The organism is Chryseobacterium sp. SIMBA_029 (assembly GCF_046535275.1).
Classification (GTDB): Bacteria; Bacteroidota; Bacteroidia; order Flavobacteriales; family Weeksellaceae; genus Chryseobacterium.
Genome location: NZ_JAWRXA010000003.1, coordinates 90363 through 116607, shown reverse-complemented (window position 1 = coordinate 116607; position 26245 = coordinate 90363). Strand labels below are relative to the sequence as shown.

Genomic DNA, 26245 nt, shown 5'->3' with positions numbered 1-26245 from the left:
CTCATACAAAACAAAAATTTTATGGCTCATTCAATCACCTGTTCGCCATTTCCGAACTCAAATAAAATCTATATTGAAGGAACACTACATCCCATCCATGTTGCCATGCGTGAAATACACCTGAGTCCCACCAAACTCAGCAACGGAACACTGGAACATAACCCGCCGGTAACCATTTATGACACCTCCGGACCGTACACAGATAAAAATGCGCTAATAGACATTTTAAAAGGGATCCCGAGAATAAGGGAGCAATGGATACTGGATCGTGAAGATGTAGATATTCTGGAAGGGATCACATCAGAATATGGAAAGACACGTCTTGCCGATTCCCGTCTGGATGACCTTCGTTTTTCCTATGATCACAAACCTAAAGTGGTGAAAGAAGGAAAAGAAATTACCCAGCTCTATTATGCAAGAAAGGGTATTATTACAGCAGAAATGGAATACGTTGCCATCAGGGAAAATCAGCGGATAGAACAGCTGGACACAGTTTCAAAAGAAATGGCTTTTCAGCATCCGGGAAATAGCTTTGGAGCCAATACCCCTAAAAATAAAATCACTCCTGAATTTATAAGGGATGAAATAGCAGCCGGAAGAGCAATTATTCCGAATAATATCAATCATCCGGAAAGTGAACCGATGATCATTGGACGAAACTTTTTGGTTAAAATCAATGCCAATATCGGAAACAGTGCTGTATCATCCAGTATCGAGGAAGAAGTTGAAAAAGCAGTTTGGGCTTGCCGCTGGGGCGCTGACACGATCATGGATCTTTCAACCGGAAAAAACATTCATGAAACCAGAGAATGGATCATCAGGAATAGTCCGGTTCCTATAGGTACCGTACCGATCTATCAGGCATTGGAAAAAGTGAAAGGTGTTCCTGAAGATTTGACCTGGGAAGTTTTTAAAGACACTTTAATAGAGCAGGCCGAGCAAGGCGTATCCTACTTTACGATCCATGCGGGTGTTTTACTCAGATACATTCATCTTACCGCTCAGAGAGTCACAGGAATTGTGTCCAGAGGAGGTTCTATCATGGCCAAATGGTGTCTCTATCATCACAAAGAAAACTTTTTATATACCCATTTTGAAGAGATATGCGAGATCATGAAGAAGTATGACGTTGCTTTTTCTTTGGGAGATGGACTTCGCCCGGGTTCTATTGCCGATGCGAACGATGCTGCCCAGTTTGCAGAATTGGAAACGTTAGGAGAGCTGACTAAAATTGCGTGGAAGCATAATGTACAGGTAATGATTGAAGGTCCAGGGCATGTACCGATGCATATGATTAAAGAAAATATGGACAAACAGCTGAAAGAATGCCATGAAGCTCCATTTTATACCTTAGGTCCTTTGACGACGGATATTGCTCCGGGATATGATCATATCACCTCAGGAATCGGGGCGGCGATGATTGGTTGGTTTGGGTGTGCAATGCTGTGCTATGTTACACCTAAAGAACATTTAGGACTTCCTAATAAAAAGGATGTAAAAGATGGGGTGATCACTTATAAGCTGGCTGCCCACGCGGCAGATCTTGCCAAAGGACATCCTGGATCACAATACAGAGATAATGCATTGAGTAAAGCACGTTTTGAATTCCGATGGGAAGATCAGTTTAACCTTTCATTAGATCCGGAAACGGCAAAATCATATCATGATGAAACACTTCCAGCCGAAGGAGCTAAAATTGCCCATTTCTGTTCCATGTGCGGACCTAAGTTCTGTTCGATGAAAATTACCCAGGAAATCCGGGAATCTGCTGAGCAAGGGATGTTTGATAAGTCCATGGAATTCATCGAAAAAGGCAAAGAAATTTATCTATGATCATTGTAATTACCCATGAAGACCTCATCAGTCATGAAATTGAAACCATCAACGAAATGTTTCGCGAGGGTCTTGATCTTTTACACATCAGAAAGCCTTTTATTAATGATGAAGAAATGAAGGGGTTGATCAATGGGATTGATCAGACATTTCATTCTAAATTGGTATTGCACAGCCATTATGAGGTAGGGAAGTTTTACAATATTTCCCGGTTTCATGTGAGGGAAGCCGATCGGGTCAATGGGTTGTACAGATCAAAGATCGAAGAAGGAAATATAATTTCAACTTCGGTACATCAAATCAATGATTATAATATGCTGGGAAACGAATGGCAGTATTCATTTATAAGCCCCGTGTTTCCCAGTATTTCTAAAAAAGGATACGGACAGGATACAAAAATGATGGAAGATCTTACCTACCGGAATAACATCCATGTAAAATTGATTGCTCTGGGCGGGATTGATGAAAATACTATTAAAAAGGTATTTCAGGCCGGCGCAGATGGAGCAGCCTTGCTGGGAGCAATCTGGAATAGCAGTACACCTGTTAATACTTTTAAGAAATGCAGGGATATCGTTCTTTCTTAGGTAAAAAACAGATCATAATTTTTAAAATAAACCTTCTTTACTAAGACTACATTCAATAGTAATTATGGAAAAATTACAATACATCTCTCAGGGAAAGAGTGAATCTGAACAGAAACTTAATATTCATAAAGTGCTGGATCATGGTATACAATGGGTTCAGGTCCGGTGGAAAGATGCTCCGGAAAACGAATTCATCAGGCTTTGTGAACATGCGAAACAGCTGTGTTCAAACTATAATGCCATTTGCATTATCAATGACAACGTTCGGGTTGCAAAAATCATTGATTCAGACGGAGTACATCTGGGTCTCAATGACGAATCAGTTTTAGAAGCAAGATTAATACTGGGAGATCATAAAATTATCGGCGGAACCGCCAACACATTCTCGGATGTATTGCAAAGAATTAGCGAGGGTTGTGATTACATTGGCTTAGGGCCGTTAAGATTTACGGCTACAAAAGAAAAGCTCAGCCCGGTTTTGGGATTTGATGGCTATCAAAACATTATTGAAAGCTTACAGAAAGAATCAATAGCAATTCCAAAGATCTATGCCATTGGTGGTGTCCGGTTAGAAGATATCAACCCATTACAGCAGGCAGGAATATACGGGGTGGCAGTCTCCGGTCAGATTACAGAAAACCCTTCCATCATCAATGAATTTAAAACAATAATGAAATGAATAATCAACAATTAATAATAGCAGACCGGATTTTTAATTCAAGGCTCTTTTTAGGAACCGGAAAATTTGGAAGCATGAGAGAAATGGAAGCATCTATTATGGCATCAGGAACCCAAATGGTTACCATGGCATTAAAAAGATTGGATATCCAGTCTTCTGAAGATGGTTTACTAAGTTCATTGCAAGCTACCCAAACCCACCTTTTACCGAATACTTCAGGTGCCCGCACCGCAAAAGAAGCTATACTGGCAGCCCAGCTTGCCCGGGAAGCGTTGGAAACCAATTGGGTGAAGCTGGAAATCCATCCGGATCCGAAATACTTATTGCCCGATCCTATAGAAACCCTCTATGCTACAGAAGAGTTGACAAAATTGGGGTTTATCGTAATGCCCTATATTCATGCAGATCCTGTTTTATGCAAGCGTCTTGAAGATGCCGGAACAGCAGTGGTAATGCCGTTGGGAGCTCCAATTGGAACGAATAAAGGCTTAAGGACGGTGGATTTTTTAGAAATTATCATCAGCCAGTCGAAGGTTCCCGTGGTGGTGGATGCAGGAATCGGAGCTCCTTCTGATGCCGCAAAGGCAATGGAAATGGGTGCTGATGCAGTTCTTGTCAACACTGCAATTGCGGTAGCCAGAAATCCCGAGAATATGGCTTTTGCATTTAAAGAAGGAGTTATTGCAGGAAGAAGAGCGTTTGAATCAGGATTGGGAGTCATTGGAAACCATGCAGAAGCATCCAGCCCGCTGACTTCGTTTTTATTTGAATAACAACAGAAATCATGAACAGCTTTAAAGATATTTTTGAACGCTATTCCTGGCAGGAAATCAAGGAAAAATTGGACATGGTAACCGTTTCTGAGGTAGCGTATAGTCTGCAAAAAAAGAATAAAACCATAGAAGACTTTCTCCACCTGATTTCTCCTGCTGCGGCCCAGCAACTGGAACGCATGGCGGTGATGGCTCAGGCAATTACGCAGAAACGCTTTGGAAAAACAATTCAGCTGTATGCCCCGCTGTATCTTAGTAATGAATGTCAGAATATCTGTACCTACTGCGGGTTCAGTTTAGATAATACCCTTAAACGGAAAACGCTTTCGGATACAGAACTGATGATAGAAGCCTCTGCTCTGAAAGCAATGGGAGTTAATCATGTCCTTCTGGTAAGCGGAGAAGCCAATAAAATAGTGGGAGTTCCTTATTTTCTGAATGCTGTCCGCAAGCTGAGACCACATTTTGCCAATATATCCATTGAAGTGCAGCCTTTATCAGAAGAAGAATATCTGGAGCTGCATCAGGAAGGTGTACATTCTGTGCTCGTCTATCAGGAAACATATCATCAGGAGGTCTATAAAGAATATCATCCCAGAGGAAAAAAATCTAATTTTCATTTCCGTCTTGAAACCCCTGACAGGATAGGGAGAGCAGGAATCCATAAAATTGGACTCGGTGTTTTATTAGGACTGGAAGACTGGCGTGTAGACAGTTTTTTCAATGCGCTTCATATCGATTATTTACAGAAAGAGTACTGGAAAAGCCGGTTTTCAGTGTCATTTCCAAGGCTAAGGCCGGCGGAAGGAATCATAGAGCCTAATTTTATAATGGATGATAAAGATCTTTTACAGTTGATTTGTGCCTATCGAATCTGGAATGAAGACCTTGAAATATCAATATCCACCAGAGAAAGTGAAAAGTTCAGGGATAATATCATATCACTCGGAGCAACAGCAATGAGTGCAGCTTCAAAAACAAACCCCGGCGGTTATGCCGTAGACGTAGAATCTCTGGAACAGTTTGAAATCAGTGATGAACGCAGTATGGAAGAAGTGAAAAACAGCATTAGAAAAGCAGGCTACGATCCGGTCATGAAAGACTGGGATCCGGCTTACAGTGGATTTTTTTTAAAAATAAACCATTAAAAGAAGGAAGTCGTTACGAATAATATAAAGAGAGCGTAAAGAAGGAATAAGGGAGGAGGAAAGTTACTATTCTGCTGTCATTCTGAATGTAACGAAGTGCAATAAAGAGTCTAATCTATAAACGAGATTCCTCCTTCGTCGGAATGACAATAGATGTAGAATTATATAATAAGAACCCGATTTTTAAATTTTAAGAGGAGCCTTACTATTTTCTAAACTTTAAAAAATCTTAATGAGCAAAAACATATGAATTAAAATGAAAAGCGAAGATATTTTAGCAAGGTACAGCCGTCAGATATTTATTGATGAGGTAGGATTGGAAGGCCAGCGAAAAATAATGGCTTCAAAAGTACTGGTCGTAGGTGCCGGCGGGTTGGGAAGTCCTGTTATTCAATATCTGGCAGCAGCAGGTGTAGGAACTTTAGGCGTAGCAGACTTTGATCAAGTCGAACTTCACAATTTAAACCGTCAGGTCATCCATCAGGAGCAATCGGTAGGAAAATCAAAAGTCAGCAGTGCAGCGGAATTTGTGAAAAAACTCAATCATCATATACATTGTATTGAAATTAAAGAAAAAATTGAACCTTCAAACGCAGAACAAATCCTTTCTGCCTTTGATATGGTGATTGATTGTTCAGATAATTTCTCAACACGCTATTTGATCAATGACAGCTGTGTCATCGTAAAAAAGCCGCTTATCTATGGCAGTATATTGGGATTTTCCGGGCAGGTTGCCGTATTTAATCATCGAGGAAGCAAAAATTTAAGAGACCTTTTTCCCGAACCTCCTTTTGATGAAGATATTCCAGACTGCGACAGCCTTGGTGTACTGGGAACTTTGCCGGGAATTGTGGGGAGTATGATGGCTAATCTGGCTTTACATATTATCACAGATCTTCCTGTACCAATCAATCAAATGACACTTATCGATACATTCAACTGGAGATTTCAATCCGTTGATTTTTAATGAGATTGTTTACAATAAACAGGGCAGTAAGATTTCTTACTGCCCTGTTTTATAATGGGGTGACAAACTATTGTCCCGGCTGCATTACACCACCGGTGTCTTCTTTTTTCGTGCTGTTTAAGATATTGGCATCTTCTTTTGCCAGCTTATTTTTTGTAGGAATTTTATAATTGATAGATAATCCGAAGTTTCTTGAATCATACTTGCTTCTTAATACCACCGCATCGCCTGAAGGTGGGTTAGAACGTACCTGCATCACCTGTCCGTTAAAGATATCATTCGCAAAAATAGAAAGAGTCAGTTTATTATCCAGGAACTTCTTAGTTAGTGTGATATCAACGTTGTTGTTAAACGGTTTTTCTGCCGTAAAGTAAAAATAGCCTGCCTTAGGAGTCAGATAACTGTAATTTGCCGTCATTTTGATGCCTTTAGGAAGAATCAGCTGGGCCATTACGTTAAAGATCCAGAAGCCTTTATTACTGAGGTTTTCAATTTCATGCTTCTGATATCCTGCATACAGATACATAAAGTTGATTTTATCAGGATTGAAATCAAACTTCATGATTTCGCTGATAGGCTTTCTGAAGATCATAAAAGGAACAGGAAGTCCAACATTGAAGTTATGAATTTTCATACTGGAAATGTTCACCTGCTGATTGTAAAGATTTTTACCATCCTTCATAATGATCTGCGCTACCTGATCTTTTGCAGAACTTACGCTGTATCCGATAAATGCATAATCAAAAGCAGAGATCTTTAATTCATAATTATCAAAAATAGTAGGCTGAAGATTTGGGTTACCGTTTACCTGCGTATTGGGACCTGAAAACGTTACGTTATTCGGATTCAGGGCTGAAATACTCGGTAAGCTGATCTTTTTATTATAGTTTGCAGCAATATACACCTGATTCATCAGGCTGTACTGTACACTGGCGTTAGGGAACAGTTTAAACTTATTGAATGTTGTAAGATCTTTTTGTACAATGGTACCTGCACTGTCCTTTCTTGCAATCCCGGAAATATCATAATTTTCAGCACGAGCTCCTAATGTGAAGTCGAATTTTTTCAGTTTAGCCTGAAACTCCAGGTAGGTAGAAGCAGTCTGTCTCTGATATTCCAGGTTTTTAAGCCCTTTGCTTTCCGTTTCAAAATCCTGTCTTTCATACAATCCTCCGGCGCTCACTTTTCCACCATCAAGAATATTGATAGGTTGTGAATAATCCACCTTAAAATTGGCAACCCTCATATCCGATTTGTTATTAAGGATATCATTGGCACCCGGATTTCGGAAAAATTGCCCGTCATCAGTGAAATTTCCTTCCTGGAAAAAATTATCCTGAGCAAACTTACTGTCGGATTTTGTATATCCAAACTGGAAATCTAATTTTTGAGATTTATCACTGAAACGTTTTTGGTACGTTATGACAGCTTCCTGTCGTAAATTATTAGTACGTGCAGCATCGAAAGCATTAAAATTGGCTTCTCTGTACAGATCCTTGTCTTTATCAAAAATTTCTGCAAGACCATTACTCGCGGTGTAGTTGTCGTTATTATTATGATAGATATCGTAGTTCAGCAATAACCTGTCGTCCCCCAGATCAAAAGTCAATCCTGATTTAGCAAAATATCCACGGCCGATACGGTCAGTATTACTGTTCAACAATACATCCTGCATCGTATTCATCATGCTTTCACGGTAGTTTTGACCGAAATTCAGCTGCCATCCGAATAATTTGTTTCTCGCATTCAAATTCAGAGAGTTAGTAGTTCTGCTTCTGAATTTTTCATAGTTGGAAAAAGAATAATTCCCGGAATACGTGGCGGTTAAATACTTATTGGCATTTTTATTTGTAATGATATTCATAATCGCACCACCGGAAGTGGCAGGATATTCTGCGCCCGGCTGGGTGATCACTTCTATTCTGTCAACAGAATTGGCGGGCATTCCTTCCAGGAAAGAATTTAATTCATTGGAAGTAATATTTAAAGGTCTGCCGTTAAGATAAACATCCAGCATTTTCCCCTGATACATCATTCCGGCAATGTCAGTAGAAACCAATCCCGGAAGTTTTTTGATGCCTTCCAGAACATTTCCGTTGTTAAGCTGTGGCTGCTCCGAAAAATCAAAAATAGTTCGGTCAGCTTTCTGTTCAACGGCTTTTTTAGTTTTAGTGATAACAACCCCTTCAATTTGCTTCTCTTTGCTTGGCGTATTTTCTTTTTCCTGCGAATAAACAAAGACGGAACCTAATAAAGATACAGTGAGTATAATTTTTTTCATAATGTTTTTTACTACTAACCAGTTAGACGCTGAAAAATAAATTTTGTTACAAAATGTTCAAATTTCATCGCTGTTTTTTTAATTCAGATAAGAGTCTGTCAGCCCTAATTTGATTGATGAAAATAAGGCTTATTGATTTTTAAGATTAAAAAAATAAAGTAAAATTAAACAGGCTTTCGTCTTGTATCATGTAAACGGAATAGATGGTAAATAGCTGATAATAAAAAAAGTAAATCCATATCTGTTTCGTCTTACATAAAAAGAAAGTACAATTTAACAATGAACAAAATGAACAATAAAATGAAATTTATTCTGCCAAAATTATTAGGAGTAACACTATTGGCCGGAGCAGCAGTATTTATTTTATCACTGATTTTTAAACTATTATTTGCAGGACTATTATTAGCCGGAATTGGAACGTTGATCGCAAAAATGATCGGTAAAAAAAGGGGCCAAACTATGGGATATGAAAAAAACAGCAATGTTTATCTTCCTTATCATCATAACTTCCCAAAACAGGGGGGAACGATATATTCACAGGTTCGTAAAGAAAATTTAGCCATCATTCCTATCCGCTAAAAAACGAATTTTTATTAATACAATAACACAAACTAAATAATTAAAACAATGTATACACAACATCATAATACACAAGGACCATTCGCGAAACATGACGAATGCGGATCATTTGAAAAAGGCAGTTTCGGAAGAAAATTCAAAGAACATTTTATGGGGAATAACCACCCTTTAAAGGAGATGTTCGACAGAAAAATCAATAACCACAAGCCTGTAAATATTACAGAAAATGAAGACAGCTTTACGGTCCAGCTGTATGCTGCGGGATTGCAGAAAAATCTTTTTAAAGTGACGGTTAAAGATCAGATTCTTACCCTTTCCTACACTGATACTTCAGAAAATACCGATTCTAAATTAATTTATCAGGAATTTTATCCCGGATCTTTTGAGCGTAGGTTTCAGCTGACGGACAAAGTCTTTGATGATCAGATTTCAGCGCTTTATGAAAATGGGATTTTAACCGTAGTCTTACCAAAAAATCCGGAAAAGAATAAACCTGAACAACAGGTTGATATCAATTAATACTTTCCGTAACATAAAGTAAAAGGTAAAGCCTCACAAAATTTGTGGGGCTTTATTTGTATTGGATTTGTTACGGTAGCATTTGCGAAAAGTTAAAATTTTTGGCAATTATTTTTTTATTTCCGAAATAATTATATCTTTGCTGCGTAATTATCAAGAATCTCATAGATGGGATAGCAACCTGCAAAAACAAGCAAGGTGCTGAAATAGATAAGCCGGTATGCCCGGAAAAAATGTTTATTCTCTATTTTCTCCCCATCTTGACATTTTTGTTTTAAAATAAAATCAATGTTTAAAGACAAGGGAAACCCAAAAACCAATGTAAATTATCATCTCTCAGATCATGAAGTTTCACTTCATTATTCTGACCTCTTTTCATGCCATTTCCACATGCGCATGTGTTGTTGTTTCTAGACTTCTTTAAAAAATAATACCCCCATTTCGGCTTTCTAACACTATCCTTACCATAAGGATACAGGATAACTATTGCCTAAAAATCAAACAAACAATCAATAATAAAAATAGAAAAACACATGCGTAATTTCGAAAAAAAACAATCATAGCTTCAGCAGCTCTTATTTCAGCATTTTACTTTGGACAGTCGGATTCTGCATCATCCAAAAAGATCGATGATGTTGTAATCCTGGGATCAAGAGGATCCGGAAGATCTCTTACAGAAACTCCGGTTCCTGTAGATATCATTAATATTTCAAAAATCTTAAGACAAAGTCCAGTTAACAATATAAGCCAGGCCCTCAACTATGTGGTGCCTTCATTTTCTTCCACTTCACATACCGTTAACGACGGAACCGATTTTGTAGATCCCGCTCTCCTCAGAGGTCTTGGTCCGGATCAGGTTCTGGTCCTGCTGAATGGAAAAAGAAGATATCAGTCTTCATTAATTAATGTTACGTTGACTCCTGGAAGGGGTTCGGTAGGAACAGATCTTAATGCAATTCCTGCTTTTGCCCTGGAGAAAATAGAAGTACTAAGAGACGGAGCATCTGCTCAGTACGGTTCTGATGCCATTGCAGGAGTCGTGAATTTGGGACTTAAAAGAAGGTTGGGATTATCAGGACAGGTTTTCCTGGGAGGATATGCTTCATCAGCTACCAATAATTTTTCCGGAGGGATAGATGGTCAAACGATCTCGGCCGATCTGAACTACGGAGCAAAAATTGGAGGGAAAGGCTTCATTAATGTTACAGGATCTGTACAATACCGTGACCCGTATTCAAGAGCGGGTGTACGGGAAGGTGATATTTATAATGCCTATAATGCAATTAATTACAGAGCATTGCAGGATGGAGTGAATATCGATGGATTATATAAAAATATTACCAATACTTCAAATAGCCAGCAGATTATCAATACCGTTAAGCAGTATGCATCGCAGGTAGGTTATTTTTCACAGGATTTCAGGAATCAGATATCAGGAGCTAATAGTATTTCTGCGCTCCAGGGGCTTTTAGGAAAAGACGTTACAGATCAGGAGCTTACCTACAGAGGATTGGAAAGAAAAGATTTCAGCCTTAGGGCGGGACAGTCTAAACTGCAGTCAGCACAACTTTTTTTCAATTCTGAAATTCCGGTTAATGAAGACTGGAAAGTCTATTCCTTTGGAGGCTACAGCTACCGTCTGGGGAATTCCGGAGGATTTTACAGGCTTCCCAACACAGAAAGAAACATCAATGCTGTTACCCCAAATGGATATCTGCCCCAAATTGAAGCCAGTGTGAATGATTATTCCTTAGCAGGCGGGATCAAAGGAAAATGGAACGGCTGGAATGTAGATTTAAGTAATACTTTCGGAAAGAATGCTTTTAATTTTGGGGTGGTGAATACATTTAATGCATCTCTGGGAGATAGCTCACCAAGAACTTTCGAAGCAGGAGGATCAGAATTTTTACAAAATACCCTGAATCTGGATTTCTCAAAAAAATATGATGTTCTTCACGGCCTGAATGTGGCTTTTGGAGGAGAATACAGGTATGAAAACTATAAAGTGAATGCAGGAAATGAAAACTCCTACGTCTCCTATGATATTTTTGGACGTGTAGTAACGGCTGCTACTCCTGAAAATGAAAAGGCCACTGATTTCTTTGGAAATATAAGACCGGCCGGATCACAGGTTTTTCCGGGATTCAGTCCGGATAATGCGGTTTCCGGAAGCAGAAACAGTGTCGCAGCATATGCTGACGTTGAAATTGAGCCTACTGACTGGTGGTTGATAGAAGGAGCGGTGCGGTACGAAAACTATTCCGACTTTGGTTCCACCTTTAATTATAAATTAGCAACGAATGTAAAACTGGCTAAGAACTTTAACTGGAGAGGGGCTGTTTCTACAGGATTCAGAGCACCTTCTTTAGCACAGATTTACTACAGTTCTACGTCTACATTAATCCAGCAGGGAAAAACAACGCAGGTCGGGACTTTCAGAAATAATTCTGAAGCTGCTCAGGCTTTAGGAATTCCCAAACTGAAACAGGAAACTTCACAGTCATACAGCACGGGGATTACCTGGAAAATTCCGGCTTTAAGTCTCGTATTTACAGCAGATGCTTATCTTATAAAAATTAAGGATAGAGTAGTGCTTACAGATTTATTCTACCGTCCCGAAGGAAGTTTTGCACCGGGATCAGACCAGGCGGTGTTGCAGGGGGCTTTTGATATTGCGAGAGCCAGTGCTGCGAATTTCTTTGCTAATGCAGTAGATTCCCAGACGAAAGGATTGGACATCACTATTTCCCAGAATTCAAGAATCTCGGAAAGAATATCTTTGGAAAATAATCTGGGACTTAATTTGAATCAAACCAGAAGAGTTGGGGATATTCATGCTTCTCCTAAATTGGTAAGCCAGATTGATAATTATTTCTCTGAGCCCAACAGAGTATATTTTGAAGAAGCCGTACCCCGTATCAAAGCCACGTTTGCCAATACCGTGAGGTTTTCGGCACTTACCGTTGCTCTTAGGAATTCGTACTTTGGAAAAGTGACGGATGCGGATGTGCTGGATGCTAACTTTGACGGAGTTACGGAAAGCAGAGAGCATTTTGTTTTAAATGACCGTATTGTGACAGATCTTTCTGTGGGGTATGATTTTAATAAAAATATTTCGGCGACGATAGGAAGCAATAATATATTCAATATACTACCTTCCAAAAGCCCAAATATCAGCTCGTTAACAGCTGATAATCAGTTTGTGTATTCCAGACAGGTTTCCCAGTATGGTATAGGAGGACGCTTCGTTTTCGCGAGGGTAGAATTCAAGTTTTAAAATAGATAAAGGTTAAAACAAAAAACAGAGATTCATTCTCTGTTTTTTTGTTTGAGTGAATAACAAAAAGGATCAATTTCAAAATGTGGATGGATAGAGATTAATTTTAAAGTTTCACGCAGATTAATCAGATGATGCAGATTTTTTACTTTTGTTTGTTCATCTGCGAGATAAAAAATTCAAACCATTAAGATTCTGTTAAGCTTTTAAGAATATTTAGTTTTAGCTTCGCTTAAGAGCTACAACTTAAAAAATTATTTAATTTTTTCTTAACTGACCTTACATTCTTCATTGATCTTAATGTTTAAAAAAAGTATGCAATGAGAATCTGTTCCATCAGCCAGATCTGCGAGAGTCTATCATTATAAAAACTCTTTTGTGGTTTAAAAAAAATCAAGATCAAAAGCGTGATAATGAGTTAACAAAAACAATTACTGTGCTCTTTCTTTTTCTTCAAAATTGATATTCTTCTTATTAATTTTCTTTTTGCTGCTTCCAAAAGTATAATTAACACTTAAACGGAAGCTTCTGCCGTCCCAATAGTTATTCATGTACTGGGTATTATCAGAGAAATACAGCTCCCCGCGGTATCTCTGTGCAAAAATATTGGTCACCGTTGCATTGATTTGAAGCTTCTTTTCCATCAGGGAAACCTTTAATCCCGAAGTCAGCTCCGGAAAAGCCTGGAAATAAGAGTTCACATTTTTGTATGCCAGGCTGTGGCTGTAATTCAGGAAAAATACCAGTGTTTTATTTTTGTTTAAAGTAAAAGTATTGTTGACAGAGTAGCTGAACGAACTTCCTTTCTGTGTTTCTGCTTCAATATTAAATACGGATGAATTCTGAAGCGAGGCATTCATTGAAATGCTGGTTTCCCAGAACTTGAAAAAAGTATCGGTATAAGAGGCATTAAGTCCCCAGAAATTGTTGTTGTAATAATTCAGATAAGTGCTGATCTGTGAAAGTTCGTCTATGTAAGAAATCTGGCCAAATCCATTTTTCATTCGAAGGTAATATATACTGGTTGAGAATTTATTATTGAAAGTATATCCCAGCTCCAGGTTGTTGATATAAGCCGGTGTCAGTAAAGGATTTCCTGAAGAATAAGAATACGGATTTTCATACCAGCGGAACGGATTGAGATTGCTCATGCTTGGGCGGTTGATCCTCCTTGAATAAGAAAAACTGAACACATTTTTATCTTCTTTGTACGAAACATAAGCCGAAGGGAACCATTGCCCATAATTGTATTTGTTGTGTGAATTAGAAGATGGAGTGGTGCTTTCCGCGTTTGTATTTTCATAGCGAATACCTGCTTTGGTCTCCCAATGTTCACCCAATGTTTTGGAGAAACTGAAGTAACCTGCATAATTTTCTTCCTGGTACTGGAACAAATTAGCTCTTAAAAGATCCGGAACATATTGTCCTCCGGTCAAATTAAAATATTGAATGTCAGAAGTGTTTTTAAACTGATTGAATTTAACTCCGGTTTCAATGGTTCCGAAAGAGAATGGAAGCTCCAGATCTGCCTGAACAGAAAAGATCTGAGGCGAAATCAAAGAAGTAGTTTTCACATCCTGAACAGATTGATCAGAAGATCTGAACGTAGAAAAATTAACATCAGTGTCAGAGTCATTCTTATAAAAATTCCCTGCAATACTCAGTTTCTTTCCCAGTGAATCCAACTTCAGGTCGTAATAAGCGCTTAACGTGTGGGTAGGAAGTTTTTCACGGTGAAAAGTGTTGGTTAAAAGGTTTTCTTCGTCAAGATTAGAAGCAATGTTCTTTGTGGTATTCACGATATCCATCCCTGATTTTTGATGGGCATAGATGTATTCCATCCCGATCTCCGCATTTTTACTGATTTTATAGGATAAATTAAGGGTAGGAGTCAGTTCCTTCCACATATCTTTTCGTATCGAGTTGCTGTAGTTCTGGGAAGCTCCTAGAATGGTGTAATTTTCATCCGTACGTTTAGCGGAATCATAATAGGTAAGTTTCAGACTGCTGCTGAATTTTTCCGTCTGATAATTAAGCGAGCCATTGGAACTGAACCCGGAATAACTTCGCTGGATAAGGTTAGTATTAATATTTCCACTGAAACCTAAATTAGGGTTTTTCTTCAGGATAATATTAATGATGCCGCTGTTTCCTTGAGCTTCATATTTTGATGGAGGAGTCGTGATGACTTCTATTTTTGAGATATTTTCAGAACGGATAGATTTCAGATAATTTAACAAAGCCGTTCCCGAAAGATTCAGCATTCTTCCGTTGATCATCACACTCACGATACTTTTTCCGGTAATAGAAATAGAGCCCATGTTTTCGTCTACTTTCAGCATGGGAACGTTGGCAAGTGTTTCTGTTGCATCCATCCCTTGAGAAGCTATCGATGCTTCTACATTAAAGATAAGGCGGTCTGCTTTTCTTTCAATGAGTTTTTTCTTCACCAAAAGATTGATCTGTTCCACATGCTGGGTGCTGTCTTTTTGAACTTGTGCAGATAGCGTTGCAGATAAAAGGCTGCCGATCAGGATATATTTAAGTTTCATAGTTTATAATCTTGAACCAAAGGTATTTTCAAAATTTTTTTTATGAAATGGCATTTAGATTTCAGGTAGGATTAATCCGCTCAAAAGGGTTTCATCGAAAAAAAAGCGGGTTTCATCGGAAATGTATAGGAATGTAAAAGTTCTGTGGCTTACATTTGAGCATGAAGCAAAAACAAGTTTTCTTTCTGCATTTTTTTTATTGGCTGTTAATCATATTCAACGGTCTTCTTGCGAGAGCAGTATATGATAAAGATGGTCTCGATATATTAGACGTTACGATCTTCCTGGCCAATTTCCTGGGTTTTTACGTCAATTATTTTTTTGTCGTACCAAGATTTTTTGATCCTAAAAGATTTTACCTGATGATCATCGGTTTTTTTGTCGGAGTATTTATTTTCGTCCTCTTCAGATATTCAATGGAAGAACTTTTGCTTCCTGCGGTGGCCGGGTTCAGAAATTATGCGGAAGGAACTACCTTCCTATACTATTTTTATGATAATATCTATTATTCGAGCTTAACGGTTTTCGTGAGTACCAACTTGTGGTTCTTTAAATATTATCTGAAAATAGAGGCAGAGCGCACAAGGCTTATTGAAGAAAGAAAACATGCCCAGCTTCAGGCCTTGAAAACCCAGATCAATCCGCATTTTATTTTTAATTCTTTAAATAATATCTATTCCCTGGTGTATCAAAATTCAGATAAAGCACTTCCGGCCATTGAAAAACTAAGCGAATTGCTGAGGTACAGCACTAAAGACCTTGAAAAAGATGTGATCAGCCTGGATAAGGAAATAGGATATATCGAAAGCTTAATTGGGCTTGAAAAACTCAGAATCAAAAATCCTGAATTACTCATCATTGAAAAAAATATCAACCATCCTAAAATCGATATTTCACCCATGTTGCTGGTTCCTTTTGTAGAAAATGCCTTTAAGCACGGAGATTTCAGAGAAAAGGGTTTTGTGTTGAAAGTTTCGGATGACAATAAAGTACTTCATTTTTATCTTCATAATTATAAAAATCAAAGAATGAAAGATACGGCGTCCGGAATTGGAATTGAAAATGTGAAAAAAAGACTGGAAATTTTATATCCCAAACGGCATGAACTCTATATAAAGGATCTGGAATCCGAATTTATTGTAGATTTAAGAATAATTTTCCCTTATGAGAACGATTAAATGTATCATTGTAGATGACGAGCCACTGGCGATTTCGCTTCTAGAAAATTATGTCCGGAAAATTCCTTTTCTCGAATTGGTTTTTTCTACGGAAAATCCCATTCTGGCACTGGAATATATCCAAAATAATGATACTGATGTTGTATTTCTGGATATTCAGATGCCGGAACTTACCGGAATTAATTTCATGAAGATTGTAGGAGGAAAAATTAAATATGTTTTAACAACCGCCTATTCTGAATACGCCCTGGAGGGATATGAGCACAATATTGTAGATTATCTTTTAAAGCCCATTTCTTTTGATCGCTTTAATAAAAGTGCACTGAAGGTCCAGGAACGGTTTGCGGTTAGTGAAGGGAATTCTGACACCTATTTTTTTGTAAAATCATCGGGGCAGCAGCACCGCATTAATTTTGATGAAATCCTTTATATAGAAAGCATTAAAGATTACGTCAATATCCGGACAGTTCATCAGGAGTACATTATTTTAGACAGTTTAAAATCTTTGGAACAGGAACTTCCGAAATCATCTTTTATCCGCGTTCATAAATCTTTTATGATTAACCTAAACCAGGTGAAAAGTATAGGACCCAAAAAGATCCTTTTACTGTCGGAACATGAAATTCCTATAGGAGACAGCTATAGAGCAAATCTTTTAAACAGTCTTAAATAAATAAAAAAGCAGCTTCTCAGAAGCTGCTTTTTGTATAAGGAATTAATCTAATAATTAATGTTCTTGTCTTTTGATAAGGTTTAGCGCAGAACCTGCTTTGAACCAGTCAATCTGTTGATCATTATACGTATGGTTAGCCATGATAAGATCTTTAGTGCCGTCTGCGTGTACAAACTCTAAAGTCAGCTGCTTTCCTGGAGCAAACTGATCAAGATCTAAGAAGTTAACCGTGTCATCTTCCTGGATTTTATCATAATCAGCTTCATTAGCAAATGTTAATCCCAGCATTCCTTGTTTTTTAAGGTTTGTTTCATGGATTCTTGCAAATGATTTTACCAATACCGCTTTTACCCCAAGGTGTCTTGGCTCCATAGCGGCGTGCTCTCTGGAAGAACCTTCACCGTAGTTTTGGTCTCCAACAACGATAGAAGGTATACCTGCAGCTTTATAAGCTCTTTGTACAGCAGGAACTTCTCCGTATTCACCCGTTAATTCGTTTTTAACGTGGTTGGTTTCCATGTTATAGGCATTCACAGCTCCGATCAGCATATTGTTTGAAATATTGTCAAGGTGGCCTCTGTATTTCAGCCATGGTCCGGCCATAGAAATGTGGTCAGTCGTACATTTTCCAAAAGCTTTGATTAATACCTTGGCTCCTTCAATATTTTTACCGTCCCAAGCGGGGAATTCTTCTAATAACTGTAATCTGTCTGAAGTAGGACTTACGTTCACGACCACTGAAGAACCGTCTTCAGATGGAGCCTGATATCCGTTGTCATCTACTGCAAATCCTCTTGCAGGAAGTTCAGTTCCTTTGGGTTCGTCAAGTTTTACCTGCTCACCGTTTTGGTTGGTTAAAGTATCCGTAATAGGGTTGAAGTCTAATCTTCCTGAAATAGCTACTGCAGCTACCATTTCCGGTGAAGCTACAAAAGCGTGGGTATTTGGGTTACCGTCAGCTCTTTTCGCAAAGTTTCTGTTGAAAGAGTGAATAATAGAGTTTTTCTCACCTTTTTCGGAACCTTCTCTATCCCATTGTCCGATACAAGGTCCACAGGCATTGGTGAAAATTCTTGCATTTTCAAATTTTCTGAAAGAATCTAAGAATCCGTCTCTTTCTGCTGTGAATTTTACCTGCTCAGATCCAGGGTTAATTCCTAAAATAGCTTTAGGCTTAACTCCTTTTGCCACAGCATCTTCTACAATAGAAGCTGCTCTTGATAAATCTTCATAAGAAGAGTTGGTACAAGAACCTATCAATGCCCATTCTACTTCCAGTGGCCATCCGTTAGCTTCAGCTTTAGCTTTGAATTCAGAAACAGGAGTTGCCAAATCCGGGGTGAAAGGTCCGTTCAGGTGTGGAGTCAGCTCAGAAAGATTGATCTCAATGACCTGATCGAAATATTGTTCAGGGTTTGCATACACTTCTGCATCCCCAGTTAAATGTTCAGCGATTACGTCGGCAGCATCTACAACATCCTGTCTTCCTGTAGAAGCAAGATATCTTCTCATAGAATCATCATACCCGAAAGTAGAAGTAGTAGCTCCGATTTCAGCACCCATGTTACAGATGGTTCCTTTACCGGTTGCTGAAAGAGATTGTGCTCCTTCTCCAAAATATTCTACGATGCATCCTGTTCCTCCTTTTACGGTAAGGATTCCTGCCACTTTTAAGATCACATCTTTTGCAGCAGTCCAGCCTGACATTTTACCGGTTAATTTAACACCGATAAGCTTAGGCATTTTAAGTTCCCAAGCCATTCCAGCCATCACATCTACAGCATCAGCACCACCTACTCCGATGGCAACCATTCCAAGACCTCCTGCATTTACGGTATGAGAATCCGTACCGATCATCATCCCTCCAGGGAATGCATAGTTCTCTAATACAACCTGATGGATAATACCAGCTCCCGGTTTCCAGAAGCCAATTCCATATTTATCACAAACAGAACTCAGGAAGTTGAACACCTCAGAGTTTTTGTTGATACCTTCCTGTAAATCGGATTCTGCACCTACTCTTGCCTGGATCAGGTGATCTGCATGAGCAGTTGAAGGAACAGCAACTTTAGCTTTTCCTGCCTGCATAAACTGTAAAAGCGCCATCTGCGCAGTGGCATCCTGCATAGCTACTCTGTCCGGTGCGAAATCTACATAAGAGTTTCCTCTTTCATGTGCTGATGTAGCATTACCTTCCCAAAGATGGGTGTAAAGGATTTTTTCTGAAAGTGTAAGAGGTTTTCCCACGATTTGTCTTGCCGCAGCAATTCTTTCTGGGTAACGCTCGTATACTTTTTTGATCATATCAATATCAAAAGTCATATCTTAATTTAATTTTTCTTTTTTTCAAATAAACTTTTCCGTTATGAATGTACTATCTAAAACGGAATACTGTAATCCATCAAATTCTGTTCCTTCGGGTCATAGAAGGGATAATTCTGATAAATAATCAAGATGTTTTATTTCTATCAACTGTCTATCAAGTTAAGAAAAAATAGAATTTCTTTTCTTTTTTTGAGTTAAAATAATTCTTAATCAGTCTTAAATAGAAAGGTTCTAAACAAAAAAATGAAAGATTTTAAATCCCGCAGGACTAAAATCTTTCATTTATATAATTTTTAAAACAGTCCTAGGACTTATCATTAAACTCTATTAATGACCAACCTGAACCAAATCCTTAATAGGTGGAGCAAATTTAGTAAGGTCAATACCTTCAACTGCAGCTTTATACTCCTCGATATTAGGAATCCTTCCAATGATGGCAGAAAGTACAACAACTGGAGTTGATGCTAGTAAAGATTCACCTTTTTTACGTTCAGAATCTTCCACTACTCTTCCTTGGAAAAGACGAGTTGAAGTTGCCAAAACCGTATCTCCTTTAGCTGCTTTTTCCTGGTTACCCATACAAAGGTTACATCCAGGACGCTCAAGGTACATCATATTTTTGTACTCAACACGAGCTTCACCTTTAGGAGCATTATCATCAAATTCGAAACCTGAATATTTTTCTAAAAATTCCCAGTCCCCTTCTGCTTTTAACTCATCAATGATATTGTAAGTAGGAGCTGCTACCACAAGTGGAGCATTGAATTCTACTTTCCCTTGTTGTTTTTCAATGTTTCTAAGCATTTGAGAAACAATTTTCAAGTCTCCTTTGTGAACCATACATGATCCTACAAAACCAAGATCTACTTTTTTCTCTCCTCCATAAAAAGAAAGTGTTCTGATCGTATCGTGTGTGTATCTCTTAGAAACATCATCATTATTTACATCCGGGTCAGCAATCATCGGTTCTACAATGATGTCAAGGTCAACCACTACTTCTGCATAATATTTAGCATTCGCATCTGGAGCCAGTGCTGGTTTTTCACCTGATCTGATCTCAGCGATTCTCTTATTAGCTTTGTCGATTAGGCCCTGAAGAACTTGGTTATGATTATCCATACCCTTGTTGATCATAATCTGGATTCTGCCTTTTGCGATTTCCAATGATTCAATTAAAGTATCATCTTCAGAAATATTGATAGAAGCTTTTGCTTTCATTTCTGCAGTCCAGTCTGTAAACGTGAATGCCTGGTCAGCAGGAAGTGTTCCGATGTGAACCTCAATAATTCTACCTTGGAATACGTTCTCACCATCAAATTGCTTCAACATCTGAGCCTGAGTTGCATGAACTACATCACGGAAATCCATATGCTCCTTCATATCTCCTTTGAAAGTCACTTTCACAGATTCAGGGATTGGCATAGAAGCTTCACCTGTTGCTAAAGCCAATGCTACCGTTCCAGAGTCTGCTCCGAAAGCTACTCCTTTAGACATTCTTGTGTGAGAGTCGCCACCAATGATGATTGCCCATTCGTCAATCGTAATATCGTTAAGAACTTTGTGAATAACGTCTGTCATGGCATGATATTCACCTTTCGGGTCACGTGCTGTGATCACTCCGAACTCATTCATGAATTTCATTAATTTAGGAATGTTCGTCTGAGCTTTTTTATCCCAAACAGAAGCAGTATGACATCCTGACTGATAAGCTCCGTCAACGATTGGAGAAATTACAGTTGCAGCCATAGATTCCAATTCCTGCGCGGTCATCAAACCTGTCGTATCCTGAGAACCAACAATGTTTACTTCTACACGAACGTCAGAACCTGCGTGTAATAATTTACCTTCAGTAACACCAACGGCATTTCTGTTGAAGATTTTTTCAACTGCAGTAAGACCTTGTCCTTCGATAGAAATTTCTTTAGAAGGAGCAAAAACAAGAGGTGTTTCAATTCCTAAAAGTTTGGCAGCAAATGTTTGTAATTTTTTACCAAATACAATGGCATAAGAACCACCAGCTTTGATGAATTCTAATTTTTGAGGAGTAAATGATTTTGAAATATCTTTCAATTCTTTATCTCCGTTATATAATTTCTTTTCTTTAGTATTGATCGTTAAAACTGTTCCTGTAGCTACAGAATAAGCTTCTTCTAAAATGATGTCACCATTCTCGTTACGAACAGGATTTCCGTTTTCGTCTACTTTTTTCACCCAGTTCTGAAGGTCGATTCCGATACCTCCTGTTACGTCAACTGTAGTAAGGAAAATCGGAGAAATACCATTTGTTCCCCCAACAATTGGAGCAATATTTACAAATGGAATATATGGGCTTGCTTGTTTACCAGTCCAAAGAGCTACGTTATTTACCCCTGACATTCTTGATGAACCTACACCCATCGTACCTTTCTCAGCGATAAGCATTACGCTTGCATCAGGATGTTGTGCCTGTAAAGCTTTGATTTCTTCCTGAGCCTGAGGGGTGATCATACATTTACCATGAAGTTCACGGTCTGATCTGGAGTGAGCCTGATTACCCGGAGAAAGTAAATCTGTAGAGATGTCACCTTCACCAGCGATAAATGTAACTACTTTTACTTCTTCGACAACTTCTGGAAGTTTTGTGAAGAATTCAGCTTTTGCGTAGCTTTCAATTAGGTCTTTTGCGATTTCATTACCGCTATTAAATGCTTCCTTCAGACGGTTTGTATCCGCGTCATAAAGGTAAACTTGTGTTTTAAGAACGCTTGCAGCTTCTTTAGCAACAGAAATATCATTTCCTAAAGCAAGATCCAGCAATACTTTAATGGAAGGACCTCCCTTCATGTGAGATAATAATTCAAAGGCATAAGCCGGAGATATCTCTTCTACAACTGATTCACCTAGAATAATTTCCTTTAAAAATTGAGCTTTTACACCCGCTGCACTTGTGGTTCCGGGTAATGTATTGTAAATGAAAAATTTAAGAGAATCCGATCGATCTGCGTTACCTGAATCTTTAATTTGTGCGATGATTTCGCTTAGTAATTCGGCACCGTCAATAGGCTTTGGATGAAGCCCCTGGCTTTTTCTTTCTTCAATCTCTTTAATGTAATCTTTATAAATGTTCATAATAGAAGTCTTTCAATGTTAAAGGTAGATTAATACATAATTATTAATACTGCCATTCTTCTTTACAAATCTGTATAAAATACAATGAATGCCACGTTGAATTCCGGCATTTAGAGACATAATACAGACTGAGGAAGTCAGCATAATCTACGTCTTTTTTAAAATGTGAAATAATATTCTGTCCCAAAGGCGAGTATAAAGGACTTTTTTGAGGAGGTAAGCGGTTTACGTGCAAGTGGTTTTGTGGTAAAAACTCTTTTAAAGTAACGCTCGTACACTTTTTTGATCATATCAATATCAAATGTCATATCTCAAAAACGTTTAAAAATTATCAAACAATTAAAAATGTTTCCAAATTTACGAATTTTTACTATTTTATCGCGGGGAAATTATTTAGATTCTTTATAAATATGAATTTGATAATTTCTATTTTTGGCCGTAGTTTTGCACACAAATGGTGAATATGAAAAATATCCTGAATTTTTTATGCGTATTTATTTCGGTTTTCGTTTTTTCACAGACGAAATCCGTGAAAAAAGCACCCATAAAAAGCAGTGGAAAAAGCACTGTAAAAAAAGCTTCTGCTGGACCTAAAATCAACCCGGACCTAGTGGTTATTAATAAAGATCTTCCAGTTTTAATTCCTAAAAAAAAGGATGGAAAATTCGGCTATGTCAATCAAAAAGGAAAATTTATCATTTCGCCTGAATATCATATTGTCGTCTTTTTTTATGAAGATTGCAACCTTCTGAATTCTCCCAATGAAAAGGTAAGAAAGTTTGGAACCAAAGACTATGCAACGGTAGAAAAAGATTTAATTTCTTACCGGATAGATCAGAAAGGAAAAAGGGTGTATGAATTTAAAGATAAGGATTTAGGGCAGTGCAAGTTTGAACCTTACAAGCAACAGCTGTTTCAGGCGTATATCTCCAATGGATTTTATGGCATTATCGAGAAATCAAAATTTGTAAATTCCGAAGATTATAAACAATACCAGATTTACCCACAATATCAATACCTGTACATTATGGAAGGTGACGATACAGCTGATCCTATGATTGTAGCCTCCAATAATGATAGATTTGGAGTGATTGATGTTAATAATAAAGTAATCATCCCTTTTGAATATTCCAACATCAAAAGAAATTTCAGCTGGAAATTAGGCAAGATGTTTGAAGTGACAAAAGACGGTACCAATTATTACTACATTGATGCTGATAATAAAACGTATTAAAGAGATAGAGTCCAAATGAATGTTGCATCAAAAAACACGCTCTCAGATTGAGAAAGAGAGTAAGTTCTTTTTGAACGCTGTAATCAAAATCTCACATCTCACAATTTTTTTGTAATTTCGCGGCTGAAATAAAGGGGTGCTTTAACAGGCTGAGATTATACCCAATGAACCTGGAACAGATAATGCTGTTTAGGGAATTTTGAAAATGTATCAATGAAACAGTATAACGATATACGAATCTCATTTTTAGACTGCTAACGTTACATTATTTAATCCGCCCCTTTTATTCATTAAATTTTAAAGATTTATAGAATGAAAGGATTACTTTTTTTAGGGCTTACCGCAAGCTCACTGGGATTGGCCCAAACTCAACATACAGATTCCCTCAAGGTAAGGGAAATCGATGGTGTTAACTTCACAAAAAGACTTCCGGTTGCCAAAGAAATTATCAATGTACAGAAAGATCTGGACAGCAGAAATCTTGGTCAGGATTTTCCGGTGCTTTTAAAAAATCAAACTTCAATTATTTCCACTTCCGATGCCGGAAACGGAGTTGGATATACCGGCTTCAGAATCCGTGGAGTAGCGGGAAGAGGAATTAACGTTATGATGAACGGTGTTCCGTTCAATGACTCCGAAAGTCAAGGAACTTTCTTTGTGAATGTTCCCGACCTTACCAGTTCAGCATCCCAGATCGTTATCCAGCGGGGAGTAGGAACGTCGAACAACGGGGTTTCGGCTTTTGGGGCCAGCATCAATGTAATTTCGAAGGATCCGGAAGAAAAGTTTTATGTAAAAACAGATGACAGCTACGGATCATTCAATACGTACAAATATTCGGCTGAAGTAGGATCCGGAAAATTCTGGAAAAACAGGCTTTCTGTAATGGGAAGATATACCAATATTCATTCTGACGGATATATTGACAGGGCTTCTTCAGATCTTCATTCGTATAATTTCACCGCTTTATTTGAAGAAGGTAAAACCAGACTTCGTCTGATGGCTTTCGGAGGTAAAGAAAAAACATATCAGGCCTGGAACGGAATTGACAGAAAAACCTGGGAAACAGATCCTAAATTTAATGTTTCAGGAGCTATTTATGATGCAGACTGGAAGAATATCGTAAGTTTCTATGATAATGAAACCGATAATTACAGACAGAATCATTACCAGTTGCTTTGGGAACAGGGAATAAACGATCACTGGAACCTGGAAACAACGCTGCATTATACCAAAGGAAAAGGCTATTATGAAAATTACAAACAGGGAGATCCTTTTTCAAGATATAACCTTCCCAACATCATAGATGGCGGAGAAACGGTACAATATTCAGATTTTATAAGAAAAAAATGGCTGAATAATGATTTTTACGGATTGGTTTCCACTCTTTACGGGAAATTTGAAAATATTGACCTTAATTTTGGAGCCGTTGCAAATCAGTATTACGGAAGACATTTCGGAAATGTTACCGGAGTTTTTTATCCTCAGATTAACGAAAGTGAATACTACAGAAGCCGTTCGGTAAAGAATGAAGTCTCAGGTTTTGCAAAAGCATTAGTAAGACTTAATGACCGTTTTGAATTATTCGGGGATCTGCAGCTCAGACATATCGATTATAATACAAGAATTATAACTGCGGGAGATGGCGAAGGGACAGATTTGAATAAAAACTGGCTTTTCTTTAACCCTAAAGCGGGAGTCAATTACAAGATAGGAAACGGAAAAGTTTTCTTGTCCTATGCAAATGCCCATCGTGAGCCCAATAGAGACGACCTTATTGCAGATTCTAATGTAAAATCAGAAGTGCTTCACGATTTTGAAGCTGGTTTGGAAAAGCAGTTTGGAAGTATTTCATTCACGGCGAATCTTTATTATATGTATTATGTTAATCAGTTGGTTTTAAATGGTGAACTTAATAATGTGGGTGCGTTTATCAGAACCAATTCCGGTAAAAGTTACAGAAGAGGAATCGAGATCGGAGCATTGGCAAAACTTTCAAAACAGTGGGAGATTTCGGCCAATACAAGTTTAAGCCAGAATAGAAATCTTGATTTTAAGATAGAAAATGCAACGCTGGTAAAAGATTTAGGAAATACCCAGACTTCATTTTCACCAGATATCATTGCCAATGTCGGATTGAAATTTAATCCAAATAAAAACTTCCAGTTTGCCTTGATGAACCAATATGTAGGGAAGCAATACCTGGATAACACGGAAGATAAAAACCTGCAGCTGAAAGATTATATGCTGACTGATTTTAATGCTCAGTATCAGTTTAAAATTGCCAATAATGATATCGCTTTGAAATTATTAGTGAATAACATTTTCAATAAAAAATATGTCAATAATGGTGCTGTTTATGATGGCGGGCCGTATTATTTTTCACAAGCCGGAACTAATTTTATGTTTGGAATCAGCTGGAAAATTCAATAATTTAAAAGATAATTTGTTAAACAAATTTCAATATTATAATTTTAATACACATTAATCAAAAAGACTGTTCCGGCAGTCTTTTTTTTGTGACAAATAAAT

17 protein-coding genes and 2 riboswitches are annotated in these 26245 nt (G+C 37.9%); of the genes, 13 read left to right on the top strand and 4 right to left on the bottom strand.

Annotated features, from left to right (window positions below; genetic code table 11):
* The first annotated feature begins 21 nt into the window (after positions 1-21).
* The 6 genes from thiC (at position 22) to SB679_RS06000 (ending at position 5987) form a co-directional block, all read left to right on the top strand.
* On the top strand, positions 22-1833 hold the full coding sequence (thiC, locus tag SB679_RS06025) for a phosphomethylpyrimidine synthase ThiC (RefSeq protein ID WP_410701376.1): 1812 nt from the start codon (positions 22-24) through the stop codon (positions 1831-1833).
* Positions 1830-2420 (top strand): thiamine phosphate synthase, encoded by a 591-nt coding sequence (locus SB679_RS06020; protein ID WP_410701374.1) that lies wholly within the window; start codon positions 1830-1832, stop codon positions 2418-2420. Before thiC ends, SB679_RS06020 begins: the two co-directional genes overlap by 4 nt.
* 64 nt (positions 2421-2484) lie before the next feature.
* The gene (locus tag SB679_RS06015; protein ID WP_410701372.1) at positions 2485-3099 is read left to right on the top strand and encodes a thiamine phosphate synthase; all 615 of its coding nucleotides are present in this window, start codon (positions 2485-2487) and stop codon (positions 3097-3099) included.
* Complete coding sequence (locus tag SB679_RS06010; protein ID WP_410701370.1) at positions 3096-3872, top strand: thiazole synthase; 777 nt, start codon at positions 3096-3098, stop codon at positions 3870-3872. Before SB679_RS06015 ends, SB679_RS06010 begins: the two co-directional genes overlap by 4 nt.
* Positions 3873-3883: 11 nt before the next feature.
* Positions 3884-5020: a 2-iminoacetate synthase ThiH gene (thiH, locus tag SB679_RS06005; protein ID WP_410701368.1), complete on the top strand. Its 1137-nt coding sequence runs from the start codon at positions 3884-3886 to the stop codon at positions 5018-5020.
* Positions 5021-5276: 256 nt separating this feature from the next.
* The gene (locus SB679_RS06000) at positions 5277-5987 is read left to right on the top strand and encodes a HesA/MoeB/ThiF family protein (protein ID WP_410701366.1); all 711 of its coding nucleotides are present in this window, start codon (positions 5277-5279) and stop codon (positions 5985-5987) included.
* Between the two features lie 67 nt (positions 5988-6054).
* Here the strand turns inward: SB679_RS06000 and SB679_RS05995 are convergent, their stop codons facing one another.
* Positions 6055-8268, bottom strand: coding sequence for a TonB-dependent receptor domain-containing protein (locus SB679_RS05995; protein ID WP_410701364.1), 2214 nt, complete (start codon positions 8266-8268; stop codon positions 6055-6057).
* 288 nt (positions 8269-8556) lie between these two features.
* On the opposite strand from SB679_RS05995, the gene SB679_RS05990 reads away from it, so the two are divergent.
* The 3 genes from SB679_RS05990 (at position 8557) to SB679_RS05980 (ending at position 12643) form a co-directional block, all read left to right on the top strand.
* Complete coding sequence (locus SB679_RS05990; protein WP_410701362.1) at positions 8557-8847, top strand: hypothetical protein; 291 nt, start codon at positions 8557-8559, stop codon at positions 8845-8847.
* 48 nt (positions 8848-8895) lie between these two features.
* Positions 8896-9366, top strand: coding sequence for an Hsp20/alpha crystallin family protein (locus tag SB679_RS05985; RefSeq protein WP_410701360.1), 471 nt, complete (start codon positions 8896-8898; stop codon positions 9364-9366).
* Between the two features lie 145 nt (positions 9367-9511).
* Positions 9512-9610: riboswitch (SAM-I-IV-variant riboswitch) on the top strand.
* A gap of 312 nt (positions 9611-9922) precedes the next feature.
* Positions 9923-12643, top strand: a complete 2721-nt coding sequence (locus SB679_RS05980) for a TonB-dependent receptor domain-containing protein (RefSeq protein WP_410701692.1) — start codon at positions 9923-9925, stop codon at positions 12641-12643.
* A gap of 431 nt (positions 12644-13074) precedes the next feature.
* Here the strand turns inward: SB679_RS05980 and SB679_RS05975 are convergent, their stop codons facing one another.
* Complete coding sequence (locus SB679_RS05975; protein WP_410701358.1) at positions 13075-15195, bottom strand: TonB-dependent receptor domain-containing protein; 2121 nt, start codon at positions 15193-15195, stop codon at positions 13075-13077.
* A gap of 161 nt (positions 15196-15356) precedes the next feature.
* Here SB679_RS05975 and SB679_RS05970 point away from each other — a divergent pair, with 161 nt between their 5' ends.
* Both SB679_RS05970 and SB679_RS05965 read left to right on the top strand, forming a co-directional pair.
* Positions 15357-16373 (top strand): sensor histidine kinase, encoded by a 1017-nt coding sequence (locus SB679_RS05970; RefSeq protein ID WP_410701356.1) that lies wholly within the window; start codon positions 15357-15359, stop codon positions 16371-16373.
* Complete coding sequence (locus tag SB679_RS05965) at positions 16360-17046, top strand: LytR/AlgR family response regulator transcription factor (RefSeq protein ID WP_410701354.1); 687 nt, start codon at positions 16360-16362, stop codon at positions 17044-17046. The genes SB679_RS05970 and SB679_RS05965 overlap by 14 nt, the downstream gene beginning before the upstream one ends.
* A gap of 54 nt (positions 17047-17100) precedes the next feature.
* On the opposite strand, the gene SB679_RS05960 is transcribed toward SB679_RS05965, so the two are convergent.
* Both SB679_RS05960 and SB679_RS05955 read right to left on the bottom strand, forming a co-directional pair.
* Positions 17101-19368, bottom strand: coding sequence for an aconitate hydratase (locus SB679_RS05960; protein WP_410701352.1), 2268 nt, complete (start codon positions 19366-19368; stop codon positions 17101-17103).
* A 330-nt stretch (positions 19369-19698) separates the two neighbouring features.
* A complete protein-coding gene (locus SB679_RS05955; protein ID WP_410701350.1) occupies positions 19699-22479 on the bottom strand; it encodes a bifunctional aconitate hydratase 2/2-methylisocitrate dehydratase in 2781 nt (926 codons plus the stop codon).
* A 463-nt stretch (positions 22480-22942) separates the two neighbouring features.
* Here SB679_RS05955 and SB679_RS05950 point away from each other — a divergent pair, with 463 nt between their 5' ends.
* Positions 22943-23713 (top strand): WG repeat-containing protein, encoded by a 771-nt coding sequence (locus tag SB679_RS05950; RefSeq protein ID WP_410701348.1) that lies wholly within the window; start codon positions 22943-22945, stop codon positions 23711-23713.
* A gap of 122 nt (positions 23714-23835) precedes the next feature.
* Positions 23836-23926: riboswitch (TPP riboswitch) on the top strand.
* A gap of 99 nt (positions 23927-24025) precedes the next feature.
* On the top strand, positions 24026-26146 hold the full coding sequence (locus SB679_RS05945; RefSeq protein WP_410701347.1) for a TonB-dependent receptor: 2121 nt from the start codon (positions 24026-24028) through the stop codon (positions 26144-26146).
* Positions 26147-26245: the final 99 nt, after the last annotated feature.

Coding starts and splice junctions, on each gene's coding strand:
- SB679_RS05985 (WP_410701360.1), top strand. CDS start 8,896: ATGTATACACAACATCATAATACACAAGGACCATTCGCGAAACATGAC.
- SB679_RS06020 (WP_410701374.1), top strand. CDS start 1,830: ATGATCATTGTAATTACCCATGAAGACCTCATCAGTCATGAAATTGAA.
- SB679_RS05960 (WP_410701352.1), bottom strand. CDS start 19,368: ATGACTTTTGATATTGATATGATCAAAAAAGTATACGAGCGTTACCCA.
- SB679_RS05990 (WP_410701362.1), top strand. CDS start 8,557: ATGAACAATAAAATGAAATTTATTCTGCCAAAATTATTAGGAGTAACA.
- SB679_RS05995 (WP_410701364.1), bottom strand. CDS start 8,268: ATGAAAAAAATTATACTCACTGTATCTTTATTAGGTTCCGTCTTTGTT.
- SB679_RS05975 (WP_410701358.1), bottom strand. CDS start 15,195: ATGAAACTTAAATATATCCTGATCGGCAGCCTTTTATCTGCAACGCTA.
- SB679_RS05965 (WP_410701354.1), top strand. CDS start 16,360: ATGAGAACGATTAAATGTATCATTGTAGATGACGAGCCACTGGCGATT.
- thiC (WP_410701376.1), top strand. CDS start 22: ATGGCTCATTCAATCACCTGTTCGCCATTTCCGAACTCAAATAAAATC.
- thiH (WP_410701368.1), top strand. CDS start 3,884: ATGAACAGCTTTAAAGATATTTTTGAACGCTATTCCTGGCAGGAAATC.
- SB679_RS05970 (WP_410701356.1), top strand. CDS start 15,357: ATGAAGCAAAAACAAGTTTTCTTTCTGCATTTTTTTTATTGGCTGTTA.
- SB679_RS06000 (WP_410701366.1), top strand. CDS start 5,277: ATGAAAAGCGAAGATATTTTAGCAAGGTACAGCCGTCAGATATTTATT.
- SB679_RS06015 (WP_410701372.1), top strand. CDS start 2,485: ATGGAAAAATTACAATACATCTCTCAGGGAAAGAGTGAATCTGAACAG.
- SB679_RS05945 (WP_410701347.1), top strand. CDS start 24,026: ATGAAAGGATTACTTTTTTTAGGGCTTACCGCAAGCTCACTGGGATTG.
- SB679_RS05950 (WP_410701348.1), top strand. CDS start 22,943: ATGAAAAATATCCTGAATTTTTTATGCGTATTTATTTCGGTTTTCGTT.
- SB679_RS06010 (WP_410701370.1), top strand. CDS start 3,096: ATGAATAATCAACAATTAATAATAGCAGACCGGATTTTTAATTCAAGG.
- SB679_RS05955 (WP_410701350.1), bottom strand. CDS start 22,479: ATGAACATTTATAAAGATTACATTAAAGAGATTGAAGAAAGAAAAAGC.